The sequence below is a fragment of the Sphingomonas cynarae genome (assembly GCF_039537815.1).
GTDB lineage: Bacteria > Pseudomonadota > Alphaproteobacteria > Sphingomonadales > Sphingomonadaceae > Sphingomonas > Sphingomonas cynarae.
The window spans coordinates 539,606-566,193 of sequence record NZ_BAABBF010000001.1; the positions used below are offsets into that span (position 1 = coordinate 539,606).

At 67.1% G+C, this 26,588-nt stretch carries 27 protein-coding genes, 1 tRNA gene, 1 pseudogene and 1 riboswitch; of the genes and pseudogenes, 5 read left to right on the plus strand and 24 right to left on the minus strand.

Annotated features, from left to right (window positions below):
• The first annotated feature begins 820 nt into the window (after positions 1-820).
• Complete coding sequence (locus tag ABD719_RS02470) at positions 821-1,000, plus strand: hypothetical protein (RefSeq protein ID WP_344691774.1); 180 nt, start codon at positions 821-823, stop codon at positions 998-1,000.
• 51 nt (positions 1,001-1,051) lie between these two features.
• Here ABD719_RS02470 and thiC read toward each other — a convergent pair whose 3' ends face one another.
• From thiC to ABD719_RS02515, 9 genes are all read right to left on the minus strand, one after another.
• The gene (thiC, locus tag ABD719_RS02475; protein ID WP_192125721.1) at positions 1,052-2,899 is read right to left on the minus strand and encodes a phosphomethylpyrimidine synthase ThiC; all 1,848 of its coding nucleotides are present in this window, start codon (positions 2,897-2,899) and stop codon (positions 1,052-1,054) included.
• Positions 2,900-2,939: 40 nt separating this feature from the next.
• A riboswitch (TPP riboswitch) is annotated at positions 2,940-3,048 on the minus strand.
• 109 nt (positions 3,049-3,157) lie between these two features.
• Complete coding sequence (locus ABD719_RS02480) at positions 3,158-4,210, minus strand: ferritin-like domain-containing protein (RefSeq protein ID WP_344691775.1); 1,053 nt, start codon at positions 4,208-4,210, stop codon at positions 3,158-3,160.
• Between the two features lie 49 nt (positions 4,211-4,259).
• Positions 4,260-5,270, minus strand: coding sequence for a ferritin-like domain-containing protein (locus ABD719_RS02485; RefSeq protein ID WP_344691776.1), 1,011 nt, complete (start codon positions 5,268-5,270; stop codon positions 4,260-4,262).
• 192 nt (positions 5,271-5,462) lie between these two features.
• On the minus strand, positions 5,463-6,335 hold the full coding sequence (locus ABD719_RS02490; RefSeq protein WP_344691777.1) for a MipA/OmpV family protein: 873 nt from the start codon (positions 6,333-6,335) through the stop codon (positions 5,463-5,465).
• A gap of 68 nt (positions 6,336-6,403) precedes the next feature.
• Entirely contained in the window at positions 6,404-6,847 is a 444-nt protein-coding gene (locus tag ABD719_RS02495; protein ID WP_344691778.1) for a DUF2141 domain-containing protein, read from the minus strand.
• Positions 6,759-7,568 carry a sterol desaturase family protein gene (locus tag ABD719_RS02500; RefSeq protein WP_344691779.1) on the minus strand — a complete coding sequence of 270 codons (810 nt, stop codon included), beginning with the start codon at positions 7,566-7,568 and terminating at the stop codon, positions 6,759-6,761. The genes ABD719_RS02495 and ABD719_RS02500 overlap by 89 nt, the downstream gene beginning before the upstream one ends.
• Positions 7,565-8,308: a fatty acid desaturase gene (locus tag ABD719_RS02505; protein ID WP_344691780.1), complete on the minus strand. Its 744-nt coding sequence runs from the start codon at positions 8,306-8,308 to the stop codon at positions 7,565-7,567. Before ABD719_RS02505 ends, ABD719_RS02500 begins: the two co-directional genes overlap by 4 nt.
• On the minus strand, positions 8,305-8,820 hold the full coding sequence (locus tag ABD719_RS02510; protein ID WP_344691781.1) for a sterol desaturase family protein: 516 nt from the start codon (positions 8,818-8,820) through the stop codon (positions 8,305-8,307). The genes ABD719_RS02505 and ABD719_RS02510 overlap by 4 nt, the downstream gene beginning before the upstream one ends.
• A gap of 62 nt (positions 8,821-8,882) precedes the next feature.
• Entirely contained in the window at positions 8,883-9,425 is a 543-nt protein-coding gene (locus tag ABD719_RS02515) for a GNAT family N-acetyltransferase (RefSeq protein ID WP_344691782.1), read from the minus strand.
• 124 nt (positions 9,426-9,549) lie between these two features.
• Here ABD719_RS02515 and ABD719_RS02520 point away from each other — a divergent pair, with 124 nt between their 5' ends.
• Entirely contained in the window at positions 9,550-10,404 is an 855-nt protein-coding gene (locus ABD719_RS02520) for a manganese catalase family protein (RefSeq protein ID WP_344691783.1), read from the plus strand.
• Positions 10,405-10,643: 239 nt separating this feature from the next.
• Here the strand turns inward: ABD719_RS02520 and ABD719_RS02525 are convergent, their stop codons facing one another.
• From ABD719_RS02525 to ABD719_RS02535, 3 genes are all read right to left on the minus strand, one after another.
• On the minus strand, positions 10,644-10,865 hold the full coding sequence (locus ABD719_RS02525; RefSeq protein WP_192125728.1) for a hypothetical protein: 222 nt from the start codon (positions 10,863-10,865) through the stop codon (positions 10,644-10,646).
• A gap of 3 nt (positions 10,866-10,868) precedes the next feature.
• Positions 10,869-11,105, minus strand: coding sequence for a hypothetical protein (locus ABD719_RS02530; RefSeq protein ID WP_344691785.1), 237 nt, complete (start codon positions 11,103-11,105; stop codon positions 10,869-10,871).
• Positions 11,106-11,387: 282 nt separating this feature from the next.
• The gene (locus tag ABD719_RS02535) at positions 11,388-11,630 is read right to left on the minus strand and encodes a hypothetical protein (protein WP_344691786.1); all 243 of its coding nucleotides are present in this window, start codon (positions 11,628-11,630) and stop codon (positions 11,388-11,390) included.
• A 141-nt stretch (positions 11,631-11,771) separates the two neighbouring features.
• On the opposite strand from ABD719_RS02535, the gene ABD719_RS02540 reads away from it, so the two are divergent.
• On the plus strand, positions 11,772-12,644 hold the full coding sequence (locus ABD719_RS02540; protein ID WP_344691787.1) for an SDR family oxidoreductase: 873 nt from the start codon (positions 11,772-11,774) through the stop codon (positions 12,642-12,644).
• 46 nt (positions 12,645-12,690) lie between these two features.
• Entirely contained in the window at positions 12,691-12,921 is a 231-nt protein-coding gene (locus ABD719_RS02545; protein WP_344691788.1) for a hypothetical protein, read from the plus strand.
• Positions 12,922-12,988: 67 nt separating this feature from the next.
• Here ABD719_RS02545 and ABD719_RS02550 read toward each other — a convergent pair whose 3' ends face one another.
• The 3 genes from ABD719_RS02550 to ABD719_RS02560 all read right to left on the minus strand — a co-directional run bounded on the left by ABD719_RS02550 (position 12,989) and on the right by ABD719_RS02560 (position 16,259).
• Positions 12,989-13,441 carry a hypothetical protein gene (locus ABD719_RS02550; RefSeq protein WP_344691789.1) on the minus strand — a complete coding sequence of 151 codons (453 nt, stop codon included), beginning with the start codon at positions 13,439-13,441 and terminating at the stop codon, positions 12,989-12,991.
• A gap of 15 nt (positions 13,442-13,456) precedes the next feature.
• Complete coding sequence (locus tag ABD719_RS02555) at positions 13,457-14,653, minus strand: multidrug effflux MFS transporter (protein WP_344691790.1); 1,197 nt, start codon at positions 14,651-14,653, stop codon at positions 13,457-13,459.
• 91 nt (positions 14,654-14,744) lie between these two features.
• A complete protein-coding gene (locus ABD719_RS02560) occupies positions 14,745-16,259 on the minus strand; it encodes a hypothetical protein (protein ID WP_344691791.1) in 1,515 nt (504 codons plus the stop codon).
• Between the two features lie 229 nt (positions 16,260-16,488).
• Between ABD719_RS02560 and ABD719_RS02565 the strand changes: the two genes are divergently transcribed.
• Positions 16,489-17,901, plus strand: a complete 1,413-nt coding sequence (locus ABD719_RS02565; protein WP_344691792.1) for an amino acid permease — start codon at positions 16,489-16,491, stop codon at positions 17,899-17,901.
• 24 nt (positions 17,902-17,925) lie between these two features.
• Here the strand turns inward: ABD719_RS02565 and ABD719_RS02570 are convergent, their stop codons facing one another.
• The 9 genes and pseudogenes from ABD719_RS02570 to ABD719_RS02610 form a co-directional block, all read right to left on the minus strand.
• Entirely contained in the window at positions 17,926-19,059 is a 1,134-nt protein-coding gene (locus ABD719_RS02570) for an MFS transporter (RefSeq protein WP_344691793.1), read from the minus strand.
• Positions 19,060-19,067: 8 nt separating this feature from the next.
• Positions 19,068-21,473 carry a ligase-associated DNA damage response DEXH box helicase gene (locus tag ABD719_RS02575; RefSeq protein WP_344691794.1) on the minus strand — a complete coding sequence of 802 codons (2,406 nt, stop codon included), beginning with the start codon at positions 21,471-21,473 and terminating at the stop codon, positions 19,068-19,070.
• Between the two features lie 79 nt (positions 21,474-21,552).
• The gene (locus tag ABD719_RS02580) at positions 21,553-21,765 is read right to left on the minus strand and encodes a hypothetical protein (RefSeq protein ID WP_344691795.1); all 213 of its coding nucleotides are present in this window, start codon (positions 21,763-21,765) and stop codon (positions 21,553-21,555) included.
• Between the two features lie 385 nt (positions 21,766-22,150).
• Positions 22,151-22,258: pseudogene (locus ABD719_RS18665) on the minus strand (PEPxxWA-CTERM sorting domain-containing protein); the annotation flags it as partial.
• 671 nt (positions 22,259-22,929) lie between these two features.
• A tRNA-Lys gene (locus ABD719_RS02590) sits at positions 22,930-23,005 on the minus strand.
• 19 nt (positions 23,006-23,024) lie between these two features.
• Positions 23,025-23,498: a 2-amino-4-hydroxy-6-hydroxymethyldihydropteridine diphosphokinase gene (gene folK / locus ABD719_RS02595; RefSeq protein ID WP_344691797.1), complete on the minus strand. Its 474-nt coding sequence runs from the start codon at positions 23,496-23,498 to the stop codon at positions 23,025-23,027.
• Positions 23,495-24,574: a GTP cyclohydrolase II gene (gene ribA / locus ABD719_RS02600; RefSeq protein ID WP_344691798.1), complete on the minus strand. Its 1,080-nt coding sequence runs from the start codon at positions 24,572-24,574 to the stop codon at positions 23,495-23,497. Before ribA ends, folK begins: the two co-directional genes overlap by 4 nt.
• Positions 24,575-24,588: 14 nt before the next feature.
• Positions 24,589-25,383 (minus strand): exodeoxyribonuclease III, encoded by a 795-nt coding sequence (locus ABD719_RS02605; protein ID WP_344691799.1) that lies wholly within the window; start codon positions 25,381-25,383, stop codon positions 24,589-24,591.
• Positions 25,384-25,783: 400 nt separating this feature from the next.
• On the minus strand, positions 25,784-26,404 hold the full coding sequence (locus tag ABD719_RS02610) for a LolA family protein (RefSeq protein WP_344691800.1): 621 nt from the start codon (positions 26,402-26,404) through the stop codon (positions 25,784-25,786).
• Between the last annotated feature and the right edge of the window lie 184 nt (positions 26,405-26,588).

Below are 26,588 nucleotides of genomic sequence, written 5' to 3' on the forward strand. Positions count from 1 at the left end.
TCGTCGTTGCGAGCGGAGCGAAGCAATCCAGGGCGTCTTGGTCCGGCGCTGGATTGCTTCGCTACGCTCGCAATGACGGATTGGGTCAGACCAACGTCATTCCGTTCTAGTAGGGGCAGGAAGCGGAGTGTTTCCACGTCCATGTATCTGATCTTCCACCCGTTTTGAGGGCTCTCAGGAGGCTGGCAGCATGGGGCGGCACGGTAATAGCCCCGACAATGAACGCAGCGGACGGGCTCGTGCGGCATACATATGGTCTGAGCCGTGAGGATGTCCGGCCGCAGGAGCGGTCAAAATGAGCTATGATTTTTTGGCGCGCTAGACGGCGGCGACAGCATTACAAACTTAAGCCTGCGCTTGGTCTCACTGCAATGGTCGGGTAAAATATCACGTTTATCCAACCAAAAATGCTTGTTGAGCAGCGCTCGCCATGGTCGCGGCGCCAGAGCGCAAAAAATGATAACCCTTATGGCTTGATGCATGGACAAATTAACATGGCAAATTAGATATGGTTGATGGTGCCTGCATCAGGGTCCATTGACCCCGCATGTGTGGGGATAGGCCCCCTTATGGCCTGATGCATATTTAAGCAGGGGCAGTTCCCCCGCATCTGCGGGGACGATCTTGCTGCCAGTTGCCGAATTGCTTTTCAGGCGACCGACGGCAAAACGAAATCAGGGCCGCCGACGGCAATCGGCAGCCCTGATGTAAGGCAGGCATCCCACCTCGTGCTCTAAGCAAGCGCACGTGATTTAGTGGGTTGGTTTTTCCAAGTCAAACCCGGCGATGCCTACGGGATTGACGACGAAAGGGCACGACAATGACAACCGCAATCCGCAAGCCTATCGGCACCACCGCACGGACCGGTGAAACCTGCCCTGAATCGGGCGTTTGGCAGGCGCAATCGACGCCTTCCACGACTGCCCCCATCGCAAAGGGAAACCGGATGCCGCCTTATGGCGGTGTGGCTGTGACGTGGAAGCTGATCCGCTACGCGTAACAGATACTGGAATATGGGATCAGCCGGGGGGATATATCCCCCGGCTGATCGTCACTCCGCTGCCGGCAGATAGACCTCGCTGCCCTTTTCCCGGAAGCGTTCGCTCATGGCGGCCATGCCGGCTTCGGCGTCTTCGGCCGCGACGAACGTTTCGACCGGCGCGTTTTGTTTGGCGGCGAAGTCGCGCACTTCCTGCGTGATCTTCATCGAGCAGAATTTGGGGCCGCACATCGAACAGAAATGCGCGGTCTTCGCACCTTCGGCCGGCAGCGTCTGGTCGTGATACGATTCCGCCGTGTCGGGGTCGAGCGACAGGTTGAACTGGTCGCGCCAGCGGAATTCGAAGCGGGCGCGGGACAGGGCGTCGTCGCGCATCTTGGCCGCCGGATGGCCCTTGGCGAGGTCGGCGGCGTGGGCGGCGAGCTTGTAGGTGACCACGCCGACCTTCACGTCGTCGCGATCGGGCAGGCCCAGATGCTCCTTGGGCGTGACGTAGCAGAGCATCGCGCAGCCGAACCAGCCGATCATCGCCGCACCGATGCCGCTGGTGATGTGGTCGTAGCCGGGTGCGATGTCGGTGGTGAGCGGCCCGAGCGTGTAGAATGGCGCCTCGCCGCACACCTCCAGCTGCTTGGTCATGTTCTCCTTGATCTTGTGCATCGGCACATGGCCGGGGCCTTCGATCATCACCTGCACGTCGCTTTTCCATGCGCGGTGGGTGAGTTCACCCAGCGTATAAAGTTCGGCGAACTGCGCCTCGTCATTGGCGTCCGCGATCGATCCGGGGCGCAGGCCATCGCCCAGCGAATAGGCGATGTCATACGCCTTCATGATCTCGGTGATCTCGTCGAAGCGTTCGTAGAGGAAGGATTCCTTGTGATGCGACAGGCACCATTTCGCCATGATGCTGCCGCCGCGGCTCACGATGCCGGTCACGCGTTTCGCGGTCATCGGCACATAGGGCAGGCGGACGCCGGCGTGGATCGTGAAGTAATCGACGCCCTGTTCGGCCTGTTCGATCAGCGTGTCGCGGAAGATTTCCCACGTCAGCTCCTCGGCGATGCCGCCGACCTTTTCCAGCGCCTGATAGATCGGCACGGTGCCGATCGGCACGGGGCTGTTGCGGATGATCCATTCGCGGGTGTCGTGGATGTTGCGGCCGGTGGACAGGTCCATGACCGTGTCCGCGCCCCAGCGGATCGACCACACGAGTTTGTCGACCTCGCTCGCGACGTTGCTGGCGACCGCGGAATTGCCGATATTGGCGTTGATCTTGACCAGGAAGTTGCGGCCGATCGCCATCGGTTCGGATTCGGGGTGGTTGACGTTGTTGGGGATGATCGCGCGGCCGCGTGCGATCTCGTTCCGGACGAATTCCGGGGTGACGTAATCGGGGATTTCCGCGCCGAAGCTTTCGCCGTCGCGGACGTAATCGCGCAGCATCTCGCGCCCCAGATTCTCGCGGGTCGCGACATATTCCATCTCGGGCGTGATGATGCCGCGCCGGGCATAGTGCATCTGGCTGACATTGGCGCCGGCCTTGGCGCGCAACGGGCGCTTGATGACGCGGGGGAATTGCGGGACGCCGCCCGACCGGTCGGGGCCGAGCTGGCCGTTATCCTCCGGCCGGAGTTCGCGTGCGTCATAGGATTCGACGTCGCCGCGCCCTTCGATCCACTGGCGGCGCAGTTGCGGCAGGCCGGCCATGATGTCGATGCGCGCGTTGTTGTCGGTATAGGGGCCGGAGGTGTCGTAGACGCGCAGGGGCGGCTCGCCGCAGGACGGATCGAGCGAAATCTCGCGCATGGCGACGTTCAGCGGGCCGACATGGATCTTCTTCGATCCACGGATCGCGCCGGTGGTGACGCCGATCTCGGTACGGGCGGGAATATCTGCCATGTCGCGTCTCTCCAAATGTCGGAGAACGGGCACGGATTTCTGGCGAAAGCCGCTCCCTCCCTCCGCCGGTATCAACCGGATCAGGTTCGGCGGGTCGCAGCCTGCTGACTGCCTCTCAAGCGCGCATGAGCGCTCCCCCGGGGAATGGGACCAGCATAGTGTGTGTCGCTACCACAACACAAATGAAAAGGGGCCGCGCCGGATGGCGCGACCCCTTTACCGGCCCGCGGAGGGGGGCAAGCGGACCGGATCGGTGGATCAGGTGTTGGCGACGGTAGTGCGCACCGCACCGTTGACGCCGGCCGGGAAGAAGCCGCCGCTGCTCGTCCCCGCCGCGCCGTTCAGGTACACGATATTGAGTACCTGGCTGGGCGAGCGGACGAAGGCGATGCCGTTGGCATCGGTCGGCACCAGATTGGCGGACGTGACGCCAGCCGCATTGGTGAGGGTGATACCCTGATCGCGCGAACCGCCCTGATTGAGCAGGCCCGAGTTGATGGTGCCGTCCAGCGTATCGCGCGCCGCCGAGATCTGGCCTGCCGCGGTGATGAGCGACTGGGTGCTGAGGCCGCGTGCGTACAGGACGGTGCGAACCAAGCCGGCATGATACGCCTCTGCCGCGTGAATGCCCGCCGCCGCCTCGATGAAGGCGGGTGTACTGAGCAACTGGACGCCGCCCATATAGGCGGTCACCCCGACATCCTCGAACAGGTATGCGCCCAGCAGGAAGTTGTTCTCGTTCAGGTACGGATCGAAGGTGGCGGTGCTGCCGACGACGTTGGAGGCACGGGCGGCGGCCGTGAACGAACCGGTGGCGTCGCCCGAGATGTTGATCGCGGGCTGCGCGGCGGCGGCGGCGCCGAGTTGACGACGCAGGAAGGTGACGTGGGCGATCTCGTCATAGGCGATCTCGCGGGCATATTGCGCGATCACCTGATCCTGGAACTGCACCGGGCGGGGACGACCGGCCTCGGTGGACGGCAACTGCACGCTGCCCTGCGTGCCAATGCCGGCGGTGAGCGCGGCGTTGATCGGCGTGCCGAACGCCGCGTAGCTGTAGAAATTGGCTTCGAGATATTCGAGCTGCAATGCGAAATTGAGCACGTCCGCCTCGGACACGCCCGTGGTCGGCGCGGCGGTGGGGACGGGGGTCGGCGCATCGTCGTCGTCATCGTCGCATGCGGCCAGCAGCGACAGGCCGCCGGCGGCGATGGCCGCACCGCCCGCCGCCCGCATGAAGCGGCGGCGTTCGACGCGGCGCTTGGCATTGGCTTCTTCGATCACGTCCAGAATGAAGCGTTCTTCGGTCATGACAGGTCCTCTCCTGAGGAAAATTTTGGATGCGAGGGCTTATGACGGATCAGGACGCGGTGACGCTGGCCCGCAACGCGCCGTTCAAGCCGTTCGGGAAGAACCCGCCCATCGTGGCCGCCGCCGCATTGAGATAAACGATGTTCAGCACCTGGCTGGGCGTCCGGCTGAACGCGAGGCCATCGGTATCGAGCGGTACGATATTCGACACCAGCGCGCCGCCCACCGTGGTGGGGGAGATACCCTGATCGAGATCGCGCGTCGCCCCGTCGAGCGAGTCGCGCGCATTCGAGATCAGATCGGCATTGGTACGCAACGCCGGGGTGGCGACGCCGCGTGCGTAGAGCGTCGTGCGGACGATCGCAGCATGATACGCCTCCACCGCCAGGATGCCGGCGGCAGCCTGAAGGAACGTCTTGTTGGTGATGAGCGGCGATGCGCCCTTGTAGGCGGTGACGCCGACATCCTCGAATATATACGCGCCGAGCAGGAAGCTGTTGGCATCGGCATAAGGGTCGAACGGCGTCGTCGTGTTGCCGGCCGGGATCACGCCGGCGGCACGGGCGGCGGCGGTGAACGGACCGTCGAGCCCGCCCGAAATGTTGATCGTCGGCTGCGCGACGGCGGCGCTGCCCAATGCGCCGGCGCTGCGCAGGAAGGTGACGTGTGCAAGCTCGTCGGCGGCGATTTCACGGGCATAGGCCTGCACGACCGTATCACCGCCGAAATTCACCGCACGGGCCATGTTGGCGCCGGTGCCGGTGACGACCTGCCCCTGCGTGCCGGTGCCGGTCAGCAGGTTGGCGGCAAGCCCCTGGCCGGTGGTGGCATACAGATAGAATTGGGCTTCGAGATATTCGAGCTGCAACGCGAAGTTCAGAATGTCCGGATCGGTGATCGTCGCGGTCTGTGCGTCAGCGCGCTTGGCGAAGCCGAGCGTGGCGGCCCCGCCAACGGCCAGTGCGCCCATGCCGAAGGCGGCCTTGAAGAATTCACGTCTTTCGTCACGGCGCTCCACGCGCCGGTCGAGTGCGTCTGTCAGTTGCACGCTGTCGGTCATCTGGTGATCCCCTGAGTAAGGCCGACACCATTGGTGACGGCGAGCATCCTCTCTTACGCGGCCCCTGACGATACTGCCGGCATGGACCGGACACAGTTACGCCGGCGCATCGTCGAAAGACGCGCCGGCGTTATAAATTTATTTACGATCCGGACCCTTATGGTCCGGATCAAGGGTTATGAGGGGCGGGGATCAGAACGTGTAGCCGATCCCCAGCGCGCTGGCCCACTGGCTCTTCGATCCGGCGATGGATGTCACCGGGCTGTCCTTGAAGTCGTTCATCATCCCGCGATAGACGACGCCGCCGATCGCCTTCCACCCCTTCAGCAGGTCACCGGTCAGCGCATAGGTGCCGATCACGCCCAGCGACCAGTTCTTCCACCCGTCGCGCGCATTGTAGACGGGCAGGCCGCTGGCGAGGCTTTGCGCACCGTCGACCGAGAAATAGGTGCGGGCATAGCCGCGCCCGGCCCGCTCCGCCGAGGCAAACAGGCCGACGGCCGCCTTGCGGCTGAGCGGGGTAAAATAATTGATCGTCGGCTGCCAGATCGCGCTGTCGTGCACGTTGCTGACGTCGTGGCGATAGCTGACCGTGACCGACAGCTTGTCGTACGGGCTGGTGATGACGCCGGTCTTGCCGATGCCGACGAAGCCGCCCAGCTCGATCGAGGTGTCCAGTTCGCCAAGCGCGCGGATACGGCGGTCGTCGATGCTCTTGTTGCTGTTGCGGTTGAAGTTGACCAATCCGATCGGCCCCGCCTGCAAGTCCCAGGTCGGACCCGGATTGTCGCGGATCAGGTCGACCGAGGCACGGTTGCCGAGCAGCGTGAAGGTATAGCCCTTGATCGTCGCCAGCACACCGGGTGCCGGCGTGAAGCGATAATCATTCGAGCCTTCATAGTCGGTGATATAGGCAGCAGCGACACCGACCGTGATCGAGTCACCGGCCATCTGTTCCTCGATCCCGGTGGGAACCGCAGACGGAGCAGCGTCCTGGGCGAGGGCGGGGGTCGCGAAAGCGACCGCTGCCGCCGCGACGGTCAGGGGAAGAATGACGATGCGCAAGACGCGAACTCCTGGAAGATTACGGCCGCGTAACGCCAGCCGATGGCATTAGGTCCGCGGTGGGCAGGTCAGAAGATGTAACGCATCTGCACCTGTTGCGCTTCGGCATCACTGTCCAGCATGAAGCGGGCGGCGGCGAAGCGCGGCGGTCCGAACCGGATCGCCGGATTGCGCGAGAAGCCGAAACCCTCGCGCGGGATGCCGGCGAAGGTGTCCAGCCGGTTGTTGCTGTTCTCGTCATGGATCACCGCCACGGCATAACCGCCACGCGGCAGGCCCGCGAACGACACCGTACGCGTACCGGCCGGCACCGAGCGGGTGACGGCGCGGACATCGTCGACGCAACCGGGGAAATTGTCGGGATCGGCAGTCAGGCAGACCCGCAGGAGCCCCTTGTCCGACCGGATCTTCGCGACCGAGACGTCAAGCCGGGCGACTGGTACCGCCCCGCCCGTCAACACCGCCGCCAGCGGCAGGAGCAGCAGCCAGCGCGCGCTTCGCAGCGCGGGCATGATCGCGGGCGAAATCGCCGATGCCCCGGTCGGTGCCGCACAGGCGATCCCAGTGGCGGAAGTAAAGGCCATAATTGCACCCGTAGAGTTCGTGATGACGTTGATGATGGCTGGCGGTAATCAGCCATCCACCCAATGCACCGCGCCACATGAACCGTGGGAAAATCTCCCACCCCATGTGGTTGGTCACTCCCATAACCGTCATGATGGTTAAGACCAATGCAAGGCCGGCGACGGGGATCGGAATCACGAATACCAGTAGCGGAATTACCACAGCGCCGGTCAGCGCCTCGATTGGGTGGAACGCCATCGCCGCCCACGCCGTCGGCGGCCGGCTGGCATGGTGCAGGGCATGGGCGATGCGGAACGGTTCGGGCCGGTGCATCCAGCGATGCGTCCAGTAGAACCAGGTATCGTGGAGCAGCAGGTACAGCAGCACCGATACCGGCGCCCACCACAGGGGGCGGTCGCCGATATTCTCGTATACCTGCGTCCAGCCATGATGCTGCCATCCCCAAGCCACGATCCCGGCGGGGATGCCGTAGATCGCGGCGGAGGCGAGGCTCCAGACGATCTCGCGCCGCATCTGGGGGTCCAGCCCGGTATAGAGGCCGGGATGCCGGCGGCGGGTGGCGAACGCGAACGCGCCCGACACGATCAGGTACCGTACGCCGACGATCACCGTCATCGCCAAAGCGGACAGGGTGATGGCGAGAATCATGCCGGCTTCTCCTGACCATCGGCGATCGCCCGGCGCCGCGCGGGCAGGCCCCACCACGGCGTGCCGGGATGGAGGTGATGTTCGTGATGATAGCCGCCGAAGTGGAAGCACGTCAGCAGCGATACCAGCGGCGACGCGACGTTGCTGCGCGCCCGATGCCGGTCGGGAAAGGGCGTGTCGCCATCGCGGTGCGGCAGCCAGGTGCCGAACACGAACAGCTGCGCCACCGCGCCCAACGCCGGCACCGCCCAGAAGAACACGATGTTGCCCAGCGGCGCACCCAGCACCAGCGTATAGACCAGCGCGGCCAGCGTGATGCGCACGATCTGGCCATGCGAATAATAGGTCCGGAAGAACTGCCCGAACCACGCGACCAGCCGCGGGTCGCCGCCGTGATAGTCGGGGTCGAGCAGGCTGGTGCCGGCATGGCGATGATGGTCGTGATGGCGCGGCAGCAACGTCGCATAGGATAGCCCGGCATAAAGCGCGAGGCAGAAGGCACCCACCGCGCGGTTCAGCCGTGGCCGGCCGGGGGCGAGCGCGCCGTGCATCGCATCGTGCGCGACGATGAACAGCCCGGTGCTGAGCCACGTCTGCACGCCGATCATCACGATCGCGACCGGCAGCGTCGCGAGACTCCACTGCCAGAAGAAGATGCCGGTGACATGGATCGCCAGCCATGCGGCGACGATCGCACCCGCCAGCGTCAGGCCGATCCGGGTCTGGCGGGCGGCGTTCACCGGTCGGGTGCCGTTTGCGCTACCGGGGTAGCCGGGGCCGCCCGGCGTGGATCGATGCGCCCGCGCAACTGTGCCTTCAGCGCGGCGGGGCTGCGCGCGAACAGGAAGCCGTGGCTGACGGTGCCGTCCTTGCCTTCCACCGCGTGATGCAGCCGGTGCGCCTGAAGCAGTCGCTTGAAATAGCCGCGCTTGGGCACCCAGCGGAACCCGCCGCGCTGATGGACCAGCAGATCGTGGACGAAGGCGTAGATGCCGCCATAGACGGTGATGCCCAGCGCCATCCACCACAGCGGTTCCCACCACAGCCCGACGACGAACATCACGATCGGCACGATCGCGAAGACGATCGCATACAGGTCGTTCTTCTCGAACCAGCCCTCATGCGGCTCGTGGTGCGACCGGTGCCAGCCCCAGCCCCAGCCGTGCATGACGTATTTATGCGCCGCCCAGGCGAAGCATTCCATGAACACGACCATGCCGACGACCAGCGCGATCTTTTCCCACCAGGACATTCGACTCGAACTCCGCGACCCACGCAAAGGGGCCGATGCAGCGACTTCGGTAAGTGTTTCCCTTACGCCTCGCCGCCTTGGGACGCGAGCCCCCCCATGCGTTCGAGGAAACGGGTAGGGCGGTCGCGATAGCTGCCCTCGGCATAGATGGTGTACCCGACCCGTGCCGCCAACCGCAGCGACGCGATATTGGCAGGATCGATGATGCATACCGTGCGCGGCAGCCGCGCATCCGCCCAGCCGAACAGCGCCGCCAATGCCTCCGCGGCATAGCCATGGCCGTGGGCGTGACCGAGGAATGCCCAGCCGACCTCCGGCGTCCCGGTGAAGTCCGGCACCGTCTCCCGCCGCGAGTCCATGATCCCGACCGAGCCCAGATACCGGCCGCTGCCCGCCTCGCGCACCGTCCAGTGGCCGTAGCCGCAGTGCTGCCAGTGACCGATATAGCGCAGCAGCCGGTGCCACACCTCTTCGGGCGTGAAGATGCGGCCGACGATCGCCTCGTACACTGCCGGATCGGCCCATAACGACACCATGTCGGCATGATCCCCGGCCACGGGCGGGGTCAGGATCAACCGGGCGGAGGTCAGCGTCGGCGGGGTCATGGCATAGCCTGAATTTGATCCAAGTTATTGTGAAAAAGCCGTTTTCGGTCCGGATCGGCAACGACTTTGCGACGATTCACGAGTTTCCCGTCCTGTCATCGAACCATCCAGACGGAGAAATTCCATGTACTATCATGACAAGCGGCTCCAGTATCCGGTCACCGTCGACAAGCCCGATCCGCGGTTCGCGCGGATGCTGCAACAGGCGATCGGCGGGGTCGAGGGCGAGATCCGCGTCTGCATGCAGTATTTCTTCCAGGCATGGGGCAATCGCGCGCCGACCACCAAATATCGCGACATGCTGCTCCACACCGCGACCGAGGAGATCGGCCATATCGAGATGCTGGCGACCGCGGTCGCGCTCAATCTCGACAAGGCCCCTGCCTCGTTGCAGGAAGAGGGCGCGGCCGACGGTATCGTCGGGGCGGTGATGGGTGGCGGCAATGGCCGGCACGCGATCGAGGGCATGATCCACAAGAACCTGCTGTCGGGCGGCCTCGCGGCGATGCCGATGGATTCGGATGGTGTGCCGTTCAACATGAGCCACATCTATGCCAGCGGCAACGTGGCCGCCGACATGTACTGCAACGTCGCGGCGGAAAGCACCGGCCGTGTGCTGGCGGTGCGGTTGTTCAATGCCGCCGAGGACGAGGGCATGAAGAAGATGCTCCACTACATGATCGCGCGCGACACGATGCACCAGCAGCAATGGCTGGCGGTGCTGGAGGAACTGGGTGGCCCGTCCGCCAACCTGCCGGTCCCCAATTCCTTCCCGCAGAGCGAGGAGGATCAGGCCAACAACTATAACTTCTACGCGACAGCGGTGGACGGGTCGGTGCCGGACGGCCGCTGGACGAGCGGCCCGTCGATCGACGGGCGCGGTGAGTTCACGGTGTTCCAGAACAAGCCACTGGGCGAGGAACCGATCCTCGGCCCCGCCCGCCCGGACAGCGGCGCGCAGGACAAGCAGATCGGTTGACCACCGCCGAGGAGCAATCCGGGGTGTCGCACCAGCAGCCCCCGGATTGTCCCGTCAGCGTATGATCCGGATATGATGACGTAAAGCCTGCCCCACCGTCGTTGCGAGCGCAGCGAAGCAATCCAGAGCCCGGTGCGGGACGCCTTGGCTTGCTTCGCTACGCTCGCACCGACGGGATGGGTTAGGCCGATGTCATCCCGTCTGTGCCGGCAATGACGGCGTCGCGAACTAACCCGACCTTACCGTGTCACCTGCCAATTGGCCTCGTCCAGCGCCGCCTCGGCGACGGTGCCCAGATGCGCGGCCAATCCCTGAAAGATCGGGATGGTGAAGGTGACGATCACCGGGTCCCCCTCCGGTTCCTTGAAGGTCAGGACCACGAACCGTGTGCCGGTTTCGTCGATCATGAGGCCCGCCTCGATCGCGCCGGGGCCGCTGGGGCTGATGACGATCTCCGCCATGGTTCAGCTCGGGTGCGCGGCGCTGTCGGCGGCGTCGCTCGTATCTTCGGTCGGGATCGCCACATCGGGGTCGACCGGACGATCATCGTCCTCGCCAAGCCGCATTTGCTCATAGGCGATTTCAAGGTCCGCGACGCCTGACCCGGTCGGCTGGATCGGCAGGTCGCCGAAGCCCTCCGGACCCGAGCCGGCGGGGCGGGGCGCGTCGAAATCGGATCGGGGATCGGTCGGGTCGGGCATGTCACTCTCCTAGCTGGATACGCTCAACGCATCAGCCGCCGTTCCGCACCATCGCTGTCGCGACGGGCGGTACAGGGTCAAAGCCGCCGGCCGACCCGAACCAGCCCGACCAGCGCCAGCATCCCGACCAACAGGATACCCGCTCCTGCCTCGTACCAGAATGTCGCCAGCATATCCGTCATTGCCATCCCTCATGATGCTGCAATGCAATATGGACATGAATTGTTACGATCCGGTAGTCATAATCGCGATCATCAGGACCATTTCCGGCACGGCTCGCCACTATTTTACGGGCGAGCCTTCCAGTTCGCGCTCGCGCCCCTTCTGCTCGTCGCCCTCTTCGTCCGCCGCCATCGCCTCGTTGCAGTCGGTCAGATTGGCCTGACCGGGCGCGCAGGGCACCTCGTCCGGACGCGGCCCGCCATGGCTGACGCGGTAGCCGAGGAAGCAGATCGCGACGATCACCATCAGGATCAGGCTCAGCTTCACGTCGAACGAGCGTTGGGGGTTGCGGTCGTCTGCCATGGGGCCTCCATCCGGCGAGCATGGCCGGATGCTGTGATGCTAGATCACACGATGGGCGATGCCTAGCCGTCCCGGCCGTGCTGCCGGAGCGATCTTGCACCCAAGTCGTTGATGCGGCTGACAACGACAGACAGGAAACCCATGCGCGATCCCCGCACCAGCCAGCCGACCAGTTTCCCGGACGAGCCGCAACAGCCCCGCCCCGGGCTGGAAACCACGATGCGGACCAAGCCCGATCATGGCGAGGACAGCTATGTCGGCAAGGGCCTGCTCGCCGGAAGGGTGGCACTGGTCACCGGCGGCGATTCGGGGATCGGCCGCGCGGTCGCGATCGCCTATGCCCGCGAGGGCGCCGACGTCGCGATCTCCTACCTCGCCGAGGAACAGGCCGATGCCGACGAGACCCGCGACTGGGTGGAAAAGGCGGGCCGTCGCTGCATCCAGTTGCCCGGCGACATCCGCGACCGCGATCATTGCGCCGCGCTGGTCGAGCGGATGGTGGCCGAACTCGGCGGGATCGACATCCTCGTCAACAACGCCGCCGCGCAGACGATCAATGAAGACCTCGCCGATATCGACGACGACGAGATGCAGGGCGCGTTCGCCGCTAACGTCTATGCGATGGTGCGGCTGGCCAAGGCGGCGGTGCCGCACATGAAGCCGGGCGGATCGATCGTGAACTCCACCAGCGTGCAGGCGAAGGTCGCGACCGAGAACATGATCGTCTATTCGACGACCAAGGGCGCGATCGCCAGCCTGACGATCGGCCTGTCCAACCTGCTCGCGCCGCAGGGCATCCGCGTCAATTGCGTCGCGCCGGGGCCGGTGTGGACGCCGATCCAGCCGATCGCGAAACCGTCGGACGAACTGGAGACGCTGGGCAGCAACACCCCGCTCGGCCGCGCCGGCCAGCCCGCCGAACTCGCCCCTGCCTATGTCCTGCTCGCCTCCGACGAGGGCAGCTACATCACCGGTGCGCTGATCCCGGTGACGGGCGGGATGCCGATGCTCTGAACGCCGGTCCACGACCGATCCCACTGCCCGACCCATGGAGACGATGATGACCGACGACACCGCCGTTCAGGCCCGCCAGCGCGAGATCGCCAGCGAGCACCTGCTGTTCAAGCTGATGGAATATGTCGAGGCGCGCCATCCGGGGCTGCTCGATTTCATGGAAGCCAGTCTCGATCATCTCGGCGATCCCGCCACCGACGGGACCAAGGACGACGAGGGGGTACGGGAAATCGCCCGCCGCATGATCGTCGGGGCGCGCAAGCAAGGGGTCGACTGACCACCGGTCCCTTCGTCCTTGCCAGCGCAGCGAAGCAATCCGGACGCCGGATTGCTTCGCTGCATCCTCATTCATGATCCCCCTCGCGCAGCACATCCTCGATCGTCTCCACCGGCACCCCGAACGCGCCGGCAAGCCCCGTGATCGAGGCACCCCGCTTCGCCAGCGCGCGGATGCGGTCGGCGTCGACGACGGTAGTGTAGCCGCGCGTGTCGCGCTGTTCGCGCACCACGTCCTTGCGACCCGATCCACGATGACGACGGGCGGCTGCGCCGTGCGGATCGGCGGCGGCCTGCCGTTCCTCGTCCAGCCTGCGCTGTTCGCGAGCAGCCTCGCGCGCTTTCGTTTCCTCCTCGCGGCGGGCGGCGCGTTCCTCCATCCGGGCGGCCATCGCCGCGTCGCGGTCACCGCCCCGCGCCTCGCGCGCGGCAGCGCGGGCGGCCGCCCGGTCGGCCGGACTGTCGTTGCTCCTGATCCGGAAGGGAGGTGAGGGGGATGCGCCCCAGCTCTTGTCCGCCATGATCGCCCCCGTGCCTCAGGCGGCGTGAAGGGGGCGGAACAGGCGGCCACCCTCGACCACCATCACCACCGCGAGCACGGCGAGGCCGATGCACAGATAACCGATCGCCAGCGGCCAGGTCGTGCCATCGTACGACTGCCCGATCAGCGATCCCACCGCGACCGCGCCGACGCTGGTGATGAAGCCCTGGATCGACGAGGCGGTCCCCGCAATGTGCCCCACCGGCTCCATCGCCATCGCCCCGAAGTTCGATCCGCACAGCCCGATGCAGGTCATGCTGAGCGCCTGGAAGATCATGTAGGTGACCAGCGTCTCATGACCGCTGCCGATCACCCCCAGATGCACGACCGACAGCGCGATCAGCCCCAGCACTGCGGCTTGCGAGATCAGACGGGTGCCGAGCCGTTCGACCAGCCGGCTGTTGGCGAACGACGCGCATCCCATCGAAAAGGCGCAGAGCGCGAACAGCAGCGTGAACCGCTCGCCCGCGCCGAATTCGTCGACGAAGATCTGCTGCGCGGACGAGACGAAGGCGATGATCCCGCCGAACGTCAGCGCCGCCGCCAGCGCGTACCCCGCCGAGAACCGGTTGGTCAGCGTCAGCCGGTACGCACGGCCCAGCGACGCGAACGACAGCGGCGACCGGCGCTCCACCGGCAGCGTCTCATCCAGTCGTGTCGCCGCCCACACCAGCACGAATGCGGCGAACCCCGCCAGCGCGTAGAAGATGAACCGCCACGGCCCGATGCCGAGCAGCAACTGCCCCAGCCCCGGTGCCATAATCGGGACGAGGAAGAAGATCATCTGCGCCACCGACAGCGTCCGCGCCATCTGCCGGCCGGCGAAGCGGTCGCGCACGATCGCCACCGCCAGCACGCGGGTGGACGCCGACATCAGTCCCTGCAGCACCCGCGCGCCGAGCAGCGCGACGAAGGTCTGCGATCCCGCCGCGAAGATGCTGGCCGCGACGAACCCCGCCAGTGTGACGAACAGGATCGGCCGCCGCCCGAACCGGTCGGCCAGCGGACCATAGACCAGCTGCCCCGCCCCGAACCCGAGCATATAGGCGGTGATGATCCACTGCCGGTGATTGGCGGTGGCGATGTTCAACTGGTGGCCGATATCCGCCAGCGCGGGCAGCATCAGGTCCACCCCCAGCGCGTTGACCGCCATCAGCGCCGCGACGAAGGCGACGAATTCGCGCGGGTGCATCGCTGCGTCAGGGTTCCTGCCGTTCATTGCCCCCGACTAGGGCGATGATGCGCGATCGGCAATGGCGGCCTCTATCGGGTGAAGGGCCTGCCTATCTGCCGCCCCGGGCCTCGATCACCCCGCGCAGCTTGGGCGTCTCTTCCAGCGACTGACCGGCATATTCACGCAGACCCCATGCGCCATAGCGGGTGATCGGACCGGTCGCGGCGTAGAGCGCGAACAGATCGCCGCCGCTGACCGCCCCCCATTCCTTCAGGTAATCGGCATAGATCGCCGCCATGCGCGGATCGCGGTTGATCGCCTTGACCAGATCGATCCGCTCCGGATCGACGAGGTGCTGGCCTCCTTCATACGCGATCAGGCGCTTGCCGGTGCGCTTGGCGAGCGCGGCATAGGCGGTCGCTTCCTTGGCGATGATCGAATGTGCCGCCGTCGCCAGCCGCTCGACCTGTGGTCCCGCCCCGGTACCGCCGGTCGCCAGATCGATCGAGAAATAGGGTGCGATGGCGATGGCATCGACACTGCCGCGCAGCTTGCCGCCGTTCCAGTCCATCAGGATTTCGCCCACCCACGGATTGCCCGCCTGCGTCGCGACGACGCGGACCAGGTCGCGCGGACGATCCGCATAGACCTTCGACCAGACCGCCATCAGGTCGATGATCCGCTGCGCATAACGATATTGCGCGGCCTGGAACGCGTTTTCGGACAGGTTCGCCGCCACGCCTTCCTTCTGCGACTGATGCGCCTGCCCGAACTGGTAGTTCCACACCTCGTTCGACAGTTCCACATAGACCGGCCGGCCGGCGGGCACCTGATCGTGGACCATCTGCGCCATGCGCTGCTGGTAATCGGCGTCGGCGTTCAGCGGTACGGTGAACCACGGGCTCGCGCCGACGGCATTGGTCAGCCCGATCTGGTATTCCAGTGCGATCCCGTCGCTGCCGCCGACCGATACGCCACGGGGCTGGCCACGCGTCGCCCAGGTCACGGCGGCGGGATTGCCGTTGGCGCTCGACCAGTCGAGGAAGCGCAGCACGCCGAAGGGCTTCAGGTAATCGATCAGCTGCGTCGTGAAGACCGCGTCGGGTGCGTCGGTGCGCAACCGGCAGTCGAGATCGCGGACCGGATCGGCCGCGCTCGACGATTTCAGTTCCAGCCAGACGCGGGGCGGCTTGCCCGCTTTCCATGAGAAATCGAGCTTGTGATCGCCGGGAAACGGTGCCGATGCCAGCTCGCCGCCGGCGCTCAGCGACCCCGTACCCTTCCACGTGCAGCGCGTCGCGGTCTTGCCGCCGGTGTAGACGGACGCGGGGGGGATCAGGATCGCGTTCAGCGTATGTCCCGGCTCCACCGATTTCGGCATCCCGTCCGGCCGCACCCGATCGCTCGGAATCTGTTTCCAGTTGTCGAGCCAGCCAACGCTCATCGCCTGATTGGCGAAGGTCGGTTCGTTCTGCCAGTAGTTTACGGGCGCGACGTTGACCCCGATCTTCGAGCTGCCGCCCGCGGTCGGGGCGGTACCGGATGCATCTCTCGGTCCGGCGGCAAGGACCGCGGCGGCAAGGGCGATCGCCCCGCCCGCGGCGGTCAGGCTCAGCATTCGCATCGTCGGGCTCCCGTCGTGATATCGGTTGCCCGCCATCGCCCGCAGGGCCGCCGCTGGCAAGCCGGTTGCGGCAGCGGGGGCGGATGGCGGGGCGGGACGGCCGATCCGGCCACATCGGCAGACAGCGAAAACGGCGGAGGCGATTGCCATCGGCGTCGATTGCGGCAGACATAGCGGCTATGCCCGTGGCGCCGCAGCGCGCGGGACACGCAACAACAGGGGACAGGACATGTCGATCATCGGACCGCGCAAGCAACTGGGGGCACATGCGCCGCCGGGCCAGACGCTGGCCAAGACGCTGGGCTGGCCGCACCTGATCGCGCTGGGGGTGGGCGCGATCGTGGGGACGGGCATCTATACGCTGACCGGGGTCGGGGCGGAGCGGGCGGGGCCGGCGGTGATCCTGGCCTTCGCGATCGCGGGGGCGGTGTGCGCCTGCGCCGCGCTGGCCTATGCCGAGCTGGCGACGATGATCCCGGCCGCCGGCAGTGCCTATACCTTCACCTATACCGCGCTGGGCGAGGCGATCGCCTGGGTGGTGGGATGGAGCCTGATCCTGGAATATTCGCTGGCCTGCTCGACGGTAGCGGTCGGCTGGTCGGGCTATCTGGTCGGCTGGATACAGGCGGCGGGCATCGTCCTGCCACAGGCGCTGCTGGTGGGGCCGCACGCCGGCGGGATCATCAACCTGCCCGCGGTGCTGGTCGCGCTGGCGGTGATGGGGATGCTGGTGGCGGGCACGCGTGAAAGCGCGACGCTGAACATCGTGCTGGTCATCATCAAGCTGGTGGCGCTGACCGTCTTCGTCGTCTTCGCGATGCCGGCGTTCGATGCGGACAACCTCCACCCCTTCATGCCCTATGGCTTCGCCAGCGTGGAGCAGGGCGGCACCAAGCGCGGGGTGATGGCGGCGGCGGCGATCGTGTTCTTCGCCTTTTATGGCTTCGATGCGGTGGCGACCTCGGCAGAGGAGGCCAAGCGGCCCGGCCGCGACCTGACGATCGGGATCGTCGGATCGATGCTGGTGTGCACGGTGATCTACATGGCGGTCGCGGTGGCGGCGATCGGTGCGGTGCCGTTCCAGCAACTGGCTAATTCGCCCGAGCCGCTGGCGCTGGTGCTGCGGTCGCTGAACCAGCCCAAGGCGGCCTATCTGATCGCGCTGGCCGCGGTGGTCGCACTGCCGTCGGTCATCCTCGTGATGATGTACGGGCAAAGCCGCATCTTCTTCGTGATGGCGCGCGACGGCCTGTTGCCGCAGCAACTGGCGACCGTCAGCAAGCGGACCGGCGCGCCGACCCGGATCACGGTACTGACCGGCATCTCGATCGCGGCGGTGGCGGGTTTCTTCCGGCTCGACGAGATCGCCGAACTGGCCAATGCCGGCACGCTGATCGCGTTCATCGCGGTGGGCGCGTGCCTGATGGTCCTGCGCCGTACCGCGCCCGATGCACGGCGGCTGTTCCGCTGCCCGGCGCCCTATGTGGTCGGCACGCTGGCGATCCTGGGCTGCCTGTACCTGCTCTATAGCCTGCCGGGCACGACGCTGTTCCGGTTCTGCATCTGGAACGCGATCGGGCTGGTCTTCTACGTCGCCTATGGCCGTCGCCACAGCTTTGCGCGGCGGGGCGAACCGGCCTGACGCCGGGCTGGCGGCGCGGGCGGGTCAGACCCGTGCCACGCGCCGTGCCGCCAGCGCGACGAGGATCATCAGGCCGGCCAGTATCCAGAACGCGCCCGGCAGGCCGATCCGCTGTGCCACCAGCCCGATCCCCGCCGGGCCGGCGAGGATGCCGGCGTAACCGAGGGTGGTGACGGCGGCGATGGCGATCGGGGGCGGCATCGTCCGTTGCCGCCCGGCGGCGCTGAACAGCACCGGCACGATGTTCGACGCGCCGAGCCCGATCGCGGCGAACCCCGCCATCGCGATCGTTGACGGTCCTGCGAGCAGCAGCACGAACCCCGACGCGGTAAGGATACCGCCGCCGAACAGGATGCGGGCCGCGCCCAGCCGGCGCACCGCCCGGTCCCCCGCCAGCCGCCCCACCGTCATCGCGATCGCGAAGATCATGTAGCCGAGCCCGCCCTGTGCCAGCCCAACCAGACCCATGCCGGTGACGAGCAGCGCCCCCCAGTCGAGGATCGCGCCCTCGACCAGAAAGGTCGTCGCGGCGAGCAGGGCGAGCAGCAGCACGACACCATGTGGCCATGCCAGCGGAGTCGGATCGCCCCGTGCCGCCAGCAGGCGGGGCGCGGCGACCGCCAGTGCGGTCAGCGCCACCCCGGTGGCGACCATCGTGCCGGCAAAGGGCGACAGCCCGGCCGCCAGCAACGCGGTCATCCCGCCCGCGCCGGCAAAGCCGCCGATGCTGAACAGCGCATGGAATCCCGACATCAGCGGCCGGGCGGCGCGCCGTTCCACCTCGACCGCGTGGACGTTCATCGCCACGTCGATCGTGCCCAGCGCCGCGCCGAATCCGAACAGCGCGACCGCCAGCGTCGCCACGCCGTCCGCGACCGCCAGCGCCGGCAGCAGCAGCGCCAGCAGGGTGCCGCCGCCCAGGATCATCGGCCGGCTGCCCCGCCGTGCCGCCAGCGCGCCGGTAACCGGCATCGCCACCACCGAACCGATGCCCAGGTTGAGCAGCAACAGGCCGAGCGTCGCGTCGTCGATGCCCGCGCGCGCCTTGGCGAACGGTACCATCGGCGCCCAGCACGCCATCACGAAGCCGGCGACCAGAAATGCCAAGCGCGTGGCCAGCCGTGCGCCGGGGGGATCGGACGGGGGAGGTCGGGTCATCGCGGCCCTCAATCCACCCGCATGGCCTCGGCCGCCAGCACCTCCGCCTCGACCAGCAGCGCATCGTCGCTGGCGTGGGTCGACACCCTCTCGCGCCCGATCAGGACCAGCACGGGCACCGCCAGCGGCGACACCCGGTCGAGCGCGACGTGCAGCATCGTGCCGCCCGCCCGGTCGAGCAGATGCGCCAGCCGCCCGACATCGGTCATCCGCGCGCGGGCATCGTCCCACGCCGCCTGCAACAGCAGATGCGTCGGTTCGTATTTGCGCAGCACGTCGTAGATCAGATCGGTGGAGAAGGTGACCTGCCGCCCGGTCTTGCGCTTGCCGGGATGCTGGCGGTCGACGAGGCCACCGATCACCGCGACCTCGCGGAACGCGCGTTTCAGCAGGTGCGACTGCTGCACCCATTCGACGAATTCATGTTCGAGAATATCGGCGGAAAACAGTGCGGCGGGATCGGTGATCGGCTCCAGCCCGAAACACGCGATCGCATAGTCGTTGGCGACGAACCCCAGCGGTCGCAGCCCCTGCATCTCCATCCGCCGGGTCAGCAACATGCCGAGCGACTGGTGCGCGTTCCACCCCTCGAACCCATAGGCGACCATGTAATACCGCCCCTCGCGCGGGAAGGTTTCGACCAGCAACTGGCCCGGTTTCGGCAGGACGGAGCGACGCTCGTGGATTTCCAGCCACTCGCGCACGTCGGCGGGGAAGCGCCCCCATTCCGCCGAACTCGACAGGAAATCGCGCACCCGGTCGGCGAGGCTGGTTGACAGCGGCATCCGGCTGCCGCCGTAGCTGGGCACGCGGGCGGGGCGTGACGTGGCGCGGACGATCAGATCCTCGGTATCGATCTTCTCCACTTCCAGGCTGAGCCCGGCGAAGAAGAAGGTGTCGCCATGCGACAGCGTGGCGGCGAACCCCTCCTCCACCTTGCCCAGATTGCGGCCGTTGCGGAAGCGGACGGTGAGCATGGTCGATTCGACGATGATGCCGGCGTTCAGCCGGTGCTGCGCGACGAACTTCGGATGCGCGACGCGCCATGTCCCGTCCGGCTCCTCCACCAGCCGGCGGAACCGGTCATAGGCGCGCAGGGAATAGCCGCCGTCGCGGATGAAGCCGAGCACGCGGTCGAACACCTCGTCGGTCAGCGCCGAATAGGGCAGGGCGGAGCGGATTTCGTCCAGCAACGCGTCCGGCCGGAACGGCGCGGCGCAGGCGCAGGCCATCACATGCTGCGCCAGCACGTCGAGCGTGCCGGGGCGGAACAGGTCGGGGTCGAGTTCGCCGGCCTCCACCGCATCCAGCGCGGCGCGCGCCTCCAGATATTCGAAGCGGTTGCCGGGCACGAGGATCGCTTGCGACGCCTCGTCCAGCCGGTGGTTGGCGCGGCCGATCCGCTGGAGCAGCCGCGAAGATCCCTTGGGCGCGCCCATCTGGATCACGCAGTCGACATCGCCCCAGTCGACCCCCAGATCGAGGCTGGCGGTGGCGACCAGCGCGCGCAGCCGGCCATCCGCCATCGCGCCTTCCACCTTGCGCCGCGCCTCCAGCGACAGGCTGCCGTGATGGACGCCGATCGGCAGTCCCTTGTCGTTCGCCTTCCACAAATCCTGAAAGATCAGCTCGGCGAGGCTGCGGGTGTTGCAGAAGACGATGGTGGTGCGATGCGCCTCGATCTCGCGCATCACCTGTTGCGCGGCATAGCGGCCGGAATGGCCCGCCCAGGGCACCCGGTCCTCGGGCAGCAATATCTCGATCACCGGATCGGCCCCCGCCTCGCCGATCACCAGGCGGACGGTGTCGATGTCGCCATCCGGCGCCAGCCAGGCGCGATAGCCGTCGGGATCCGCCACCGTCGCCGACAGCGCGACGCGGCGCAGGGTCGGCGACAGCCGCTGCAACCGCGCCATCGACAGCGCCAGCAGGTCGCCGCGCTTGCCGGTGGCGAAGGCATGGACCTCGTCGATCACGATCGTGCGCAGGCCGGCGAACATCGTCGCGGCATCGGGATAGGACAGCAGCAGCGACAGCGATTCGGGGGTGGTCAGCAGGATGTGCGGCGGCTTCACCCGTTGCCGCGCCTTGCGGTCGGAGGGGGTGTCGCCGGTCCGCGTCTCGACCCGGATATCCAGCCCCATCTCCTCGACCGGGCCGATCAGGTTGCGCTGGATGTCGACTGCCAGCGCCTTCAGCGGCGAGACGTAGAGCGTGTGCAGCCCCTCGACGGGCGACTCGATCAGTTCGGTCAGCGTCGGCAGGAATCCCGCCAGCGTCTTGCCCGCGCCGGTGGTGGCGACCAGCAGCGCATGGTGCCCGGCGCGGCCCTCCGCCAGCATCGCCAGTTGATGCCGGCGCGGCGCCCAGCCGCGCGTCGCGAACCATGCGGCAAGGGGGGCGGGAAGATCCATTCGTTCTTGCATGTAGGCACGCGGGCGGGATTGGGGAACGGCAGATGCCGATATCGCCCCGTCACCGCCTGCGCGGTCCCTAGCCGGCGTGCGGGGTCGGCACCGGGGTGGGCAGGCTGTCGTCCGGCAGGGGCGGGGTATCGAGGCGGCCATCGCTGAACCCCTTCAGCCACCGTTGCCGCTTCACCAGGTCGACGCCCGGCAGATAGGGGCAATCCACCGCCAGCCGGTTGCCGTCCCGACCGGCACGATGGCCCTCCCCGTAGATCGCGTCGTCGTCCTGAACGCCCATGTTTCGCTCCCCTCGGCTGGCTGCGGCCATCCGTCATCCAACGCGGCGGGCGCAGGTTCGGGCCAGTCCGTTGTCGCGGGACGGTGAACGACGGTGCCGGTCCGACGTTGATGCCGGATGAAATACAGGCACTCCACCGCCGGTCGGCCGCCGCCGACGGATGTTCAGCAGGCGCATCTTTCCCTCACGATGGGCAAGCGGATGCGCCTTGCCGTGGATGTGCGGGTGACGCCGCGGGGCCTGCTGGCGATCGGTGGCCTCGTCTCGGCGATCCTGTTGTCCACGGCCGCGCTGGTCCATACCGCGCGGCGACCGGCCTGACGGCAAGGGGGCCGCGGACCTTTCGATCCGCGACCCCCCGTTTCCGTAATCCGAAGCGATGCCGTCAGGCGTAACGGACCCGCGTGGTGCGACGACGATAGCGGGCGGCACCGCCGACCATCGCGAAACCGGCGAACATCATCATCCAGGTCGCCGGTTCGGGGATAGCGGCGGTGACCTCGTCATAGGTGACGGTCAGCGTGCCGCCGACCCACTGCGCATCGGGCGATACCAGGGTATCGTTGAAATCCTCGAAATATTCGAGCCGCAGGATACCATCGGTCCCGACGGCGAAGTCCAGCCCCAGGCCGGTCAGGTTTACCGCCCCGAAATAGCGGGCCGTGCCGGGCCGCCTATCATCCAGACCGGGATTGAGGGACACGCCATCGCCATCGGTATCCGAGCCGGTAAGCGCTACCGACGCCTCCGACAGGAAGCTCGGTGAAAAGGCGGTGATGGTGACATCGAACGCGATGGCGGTGATCCGCGACAGCCCGCCGATGTTGAACGTCTGCACGGTGTTCTGGTCATTGGCGAACATGCCATAGCTCTGCGCGCCGGTGACATCGACGACCAGCGTCGCGGCCTCGGCCTGCGATACCGGCAGGGTGGTTCCCAGAAGGGCAGCGGCGATCACGTATCGAATGGTCTTCCCCATCACGGTTCTCCCTGTTCGGCCTCGACGGTAAATCCGGGGGAGGTGGCAGGAGAACGACCCGATGGGTCACTGCCAGACGCTCGGGATCGAGTACCGACAGCGATCATGACATAAATCGCGATCACCTCAAGGGGTGATTAACGGCTTGTTCATATACTGGATCAAGGACGCCGGTGATCATACGATGGTGGGTCCGCCGGGGCTCGAACCCGGGACCTCTCGATTAAAAGTCGCTTGCTCTACCGACTGAGCTACGGACCCCCGCCATCGACCCGCGCACCTAGGGGCGAGGGACGCGCCGGTCAACCTGTCCCAGCAACTGCCGCATCGTCCGCCCGGTGACGGGATCGCGCCACCCCGGTGCGATGCGGGCGAGCGGCGCGAGGACGAAGCGGCGCTGGCGGAAGGCGGGGTGGGGGATCGCGAGCGTCCGCGTGCCCCAGCGGCCGCCCGACCAGAGGACGATATCGAGATCGATCGGTCGCGCGCCCCAGCGGCGGCCGGGGCGGCGGCCCATCCCCCGTTCGATCGCCTTCAGCCGGGCGAGCAGGGCGGGGGGCGGCTCGTCGCTCGCCACCAGCGCGGCGGCGTTGGCGAAGCGGCGAATGGAGGGGCCGAGCGGCGCGGTGGCGATGACCGGCGAGACGGCGACGATGCCGCCGATCCGGGCCAGTGCCGCCCGGATCGCATCGGCGGGGCCGCCGTGAGGCCCGCGACGGTTGCCGCCGAGCGCGATCGCATAGGTCGCGGTCACAACTGATGCCCGGTCCGGTCGCGCTTGGTGGCGAGATAGCGTTCGTTGTGCGGATTGGGTGGTAGGTGATGGGGGATGCGTTCGACCACCATGGTCCCCGCCGCCTCCAGCCCCGCGACCTTGGCGGGGTTGTTGGTCAGCAGCCGGACCCGGTCCTGCCCCAGCAGCGCCAGCATCCGCGCCGCCACCCCAAAATCGCGGGCATCGACCGCGAAGCCGAGCCGGGTGTTGGCGTCGACCGTGTCGAACCCCTGATCCTGCAACCGGTAGGCGCGCAGCTTGTTGACGAGGCCGATGCCGCGCCCCTCCTGCCGCAGATAGAGCAGGATGCCCCAGCCATGCGCGGCGATCGCATCGATGGCGGCCTGAAGCTGCGGCCCGCAATCGCATTTCAGGCTGCCGAGCACGTCGCCGGTCAGGCATTCGCTGTGCAGCCGGACGAGCGGCGGGCGGCCATCGGGCTGGCCGATCAGCAGCGCGACATGCTCGTCACCGCTGTCGGGGGCGCGGAAGGCGACGATCTCCGCGTCCTCCGCCCCCGCCACCGGCAGGCGGGCGCGAGTGGCGATGCGCAACGCCGTCGCGTCCTGATGCCGGCCGATCGCGACCGGATCGATCGTCACGTCCGGATCGATGCCGTCGATGAAGAAGGCGGGCAGCAGCCCCGCGATCCGCGCCAGGCGGATCGCGGCCAGCGACGCGACCGGTCGGTCGATATACTCGGTACGGAACGGCCCCTTCAGCGGGGTTGCGAGGTCGAGCGCCGGATCGGCGAGCGCGACGGCGGTATCGAAGTCGAGCCACGGCGCAGGCGCGACCACCACCGGCAGGTCGGGATCGGCGGCGGCGAGCTGGTTGGTCAGTTTCAGCGTCGCCGCGCGGCCGCTGGAGATCAGCACCGGATAGCGGCCGGCGGGCGCGAAACCATCGAGCGCGCGGGCATCGGCGGTTTCCACCGCCAGCAGGGTCAGCGCATCCTCGCCGGCCGCATGGATCGCGATCGGCCAGCCGCGGCGGATCGCATCGATCGCCCGCGCCACGCTGCGCCCGTCGTTCGAGGCGCGCGCATCGGTCAAGCCGGGGCCATCGGTCAAAAGGCGAACTCGGTCATGATCGGGATATGATCGGACGGTTTCAGCCAGTTGCGGCAATCCTCGAATACGGTGTGGCCGGTCGCCTGCGCCGCCACGTCGCGGGTCGCCCACATATGATCGAGCCGGCGGCCGCGATCGGAGGCGGCCCAGTCCTTGGCGCGGTAGCTCCACCAGGTGTGGAGGCGCGCGGGGGCGGGGTGGAAATGGCGGCCGAGATCGACCCAGTCGCCCGCCGCCTGCAACGCCGCCAGCGTCTCCACCTCGACGGGCGTATGGCTGACGACGTCGAGCAGCTGCTTGTGACTCCACACATCCTCGGGCAGCGGCGCGATGTTGAAGTCGCCGGTCAGGATGGTGGGGCCGGCAAGGCCCGCCGACCAATCGGTCATCCGGCCGAGGAAATCGAGCTTCTGCCCGAATTTCGGGTTCGCCTCCCGATCGGGCACGTCGCCGCCGGCGGGGACATAGACATTCTCCAGCCGGACGCCGCCCGGCAGGCGGACACCCAGATGCCGCGCCTCCTGATTCGCCTGCCAGTCCAGCCGGTCGTCCGCCTCCAGCGGCACGCGCGACACGATCGCGACGCCGTGATGCATCCGCTGGCCGTGGACGATGATCCAGTCATACCCCAGCGCCCTGAACGCGGCGCGGGGGAAATCCTGATCCACGACCTTGGTTTCCTGCAGGCACAGGATATCCGGCTGCACATCCCGCAGGAAGCGTTCGACGATCTCGATCCGGAAACGGACCGAGTTGATGTTCCAGGATACGATCTTCACGTGCCGGTCCATAATGCCGCAGCGCCCGCCCGGAAAGTCATCGGCGGAAAGTCACGGTGGAAAGTCACGAACGTCGCATCCTACAGCCCCCCACGCGAAAGCGGCACAGGGCGGCACGGGGCGGCGGGCGGGGTCATCGCGCCCGGTCTGGCAGAACCGGCGGCTGTAGGACAGCGGCCGGTGGCCGGACACGAAAAGGCCCTCGCTCCGGGGGCATGGAACGAGGGCCGACTCAGCGTTCGTCACGCAGGCGGGATATGGGTCGAACCCCGGGCAACAGGGGGGAAATCCCGGGCGCCCCACATCCGCGAAACCGGCATTAGCGGCGCAAACCTGTCAGCCAGATGAATGGTCAGCAGAAACACCCTTTGTCGCCCGGCTTTCGCGACCAACCGAGTATCGCTGCTGCGAATCAGTTGCGCGCGGTGCGGCGCGGGTCGGTCCAGCGGAACGCATTGGCGGCGACCGGCGCGCCGTAGCGCTGGTTGGACAGGCGAATCGTGGTGCGGTTGTTCTGGCTGTCGAGCGCGACCCAGCCCTGCAGGCTCAACCCCGCCGGCGCGGCGGGGTTGCGCGCGAAGACCAGGGTGATGACGCCGTATTCGGGATGCTTGGGATCGCGCGCCTCCACCGAGACGAGCCGGCCGTCGCCCGGCACCATCTTCGCGAAGCCGGCGATGTCGCGTTTGGGATCGAGCAGCACGCCGAGCGGCGAGTTGCGGATCGGCCAGCGCTGCACCTGCCGCACCGAATAATCGACGAAGGTGAGCGCGCCGCCCTCCGCGACGATCAGCAGCGGCACGCCCTTTTCATACTGGAAGCGGATGTTGCCGGGCTGTTTCCAGGTCAGCGTGCCGGTCAGCACCTTGCCGTTGCGGTCGGCCTGGGTGAAATCCGCGGTCATCGTGGTGATGCCCTGCAGATGGCGCTGCACGGTGGCGAGGTCCGATGCCTGCGCGGCGGCGGGCACCGCGGCGGGCGCGGCGGCGATCAGGGCGAGGGGGGCTAATGGAACGATCGAGCGGAACACCATGCATACTCCTTGCTGCCGCCCATCTCGCGGCACCGGCTTGAACCCGTCGTGAACCCGCGACGCGGCGGCATGGTCCCTTGCCCTTTTCGGGGGCGTAGTCGGGGTGCGGGATGGCGACCGGATTTCGTGCGCAGACGCCAGCGTGTTCGCCTGTGCCCCGCCCGCCTATTACCGCGCCTGAATA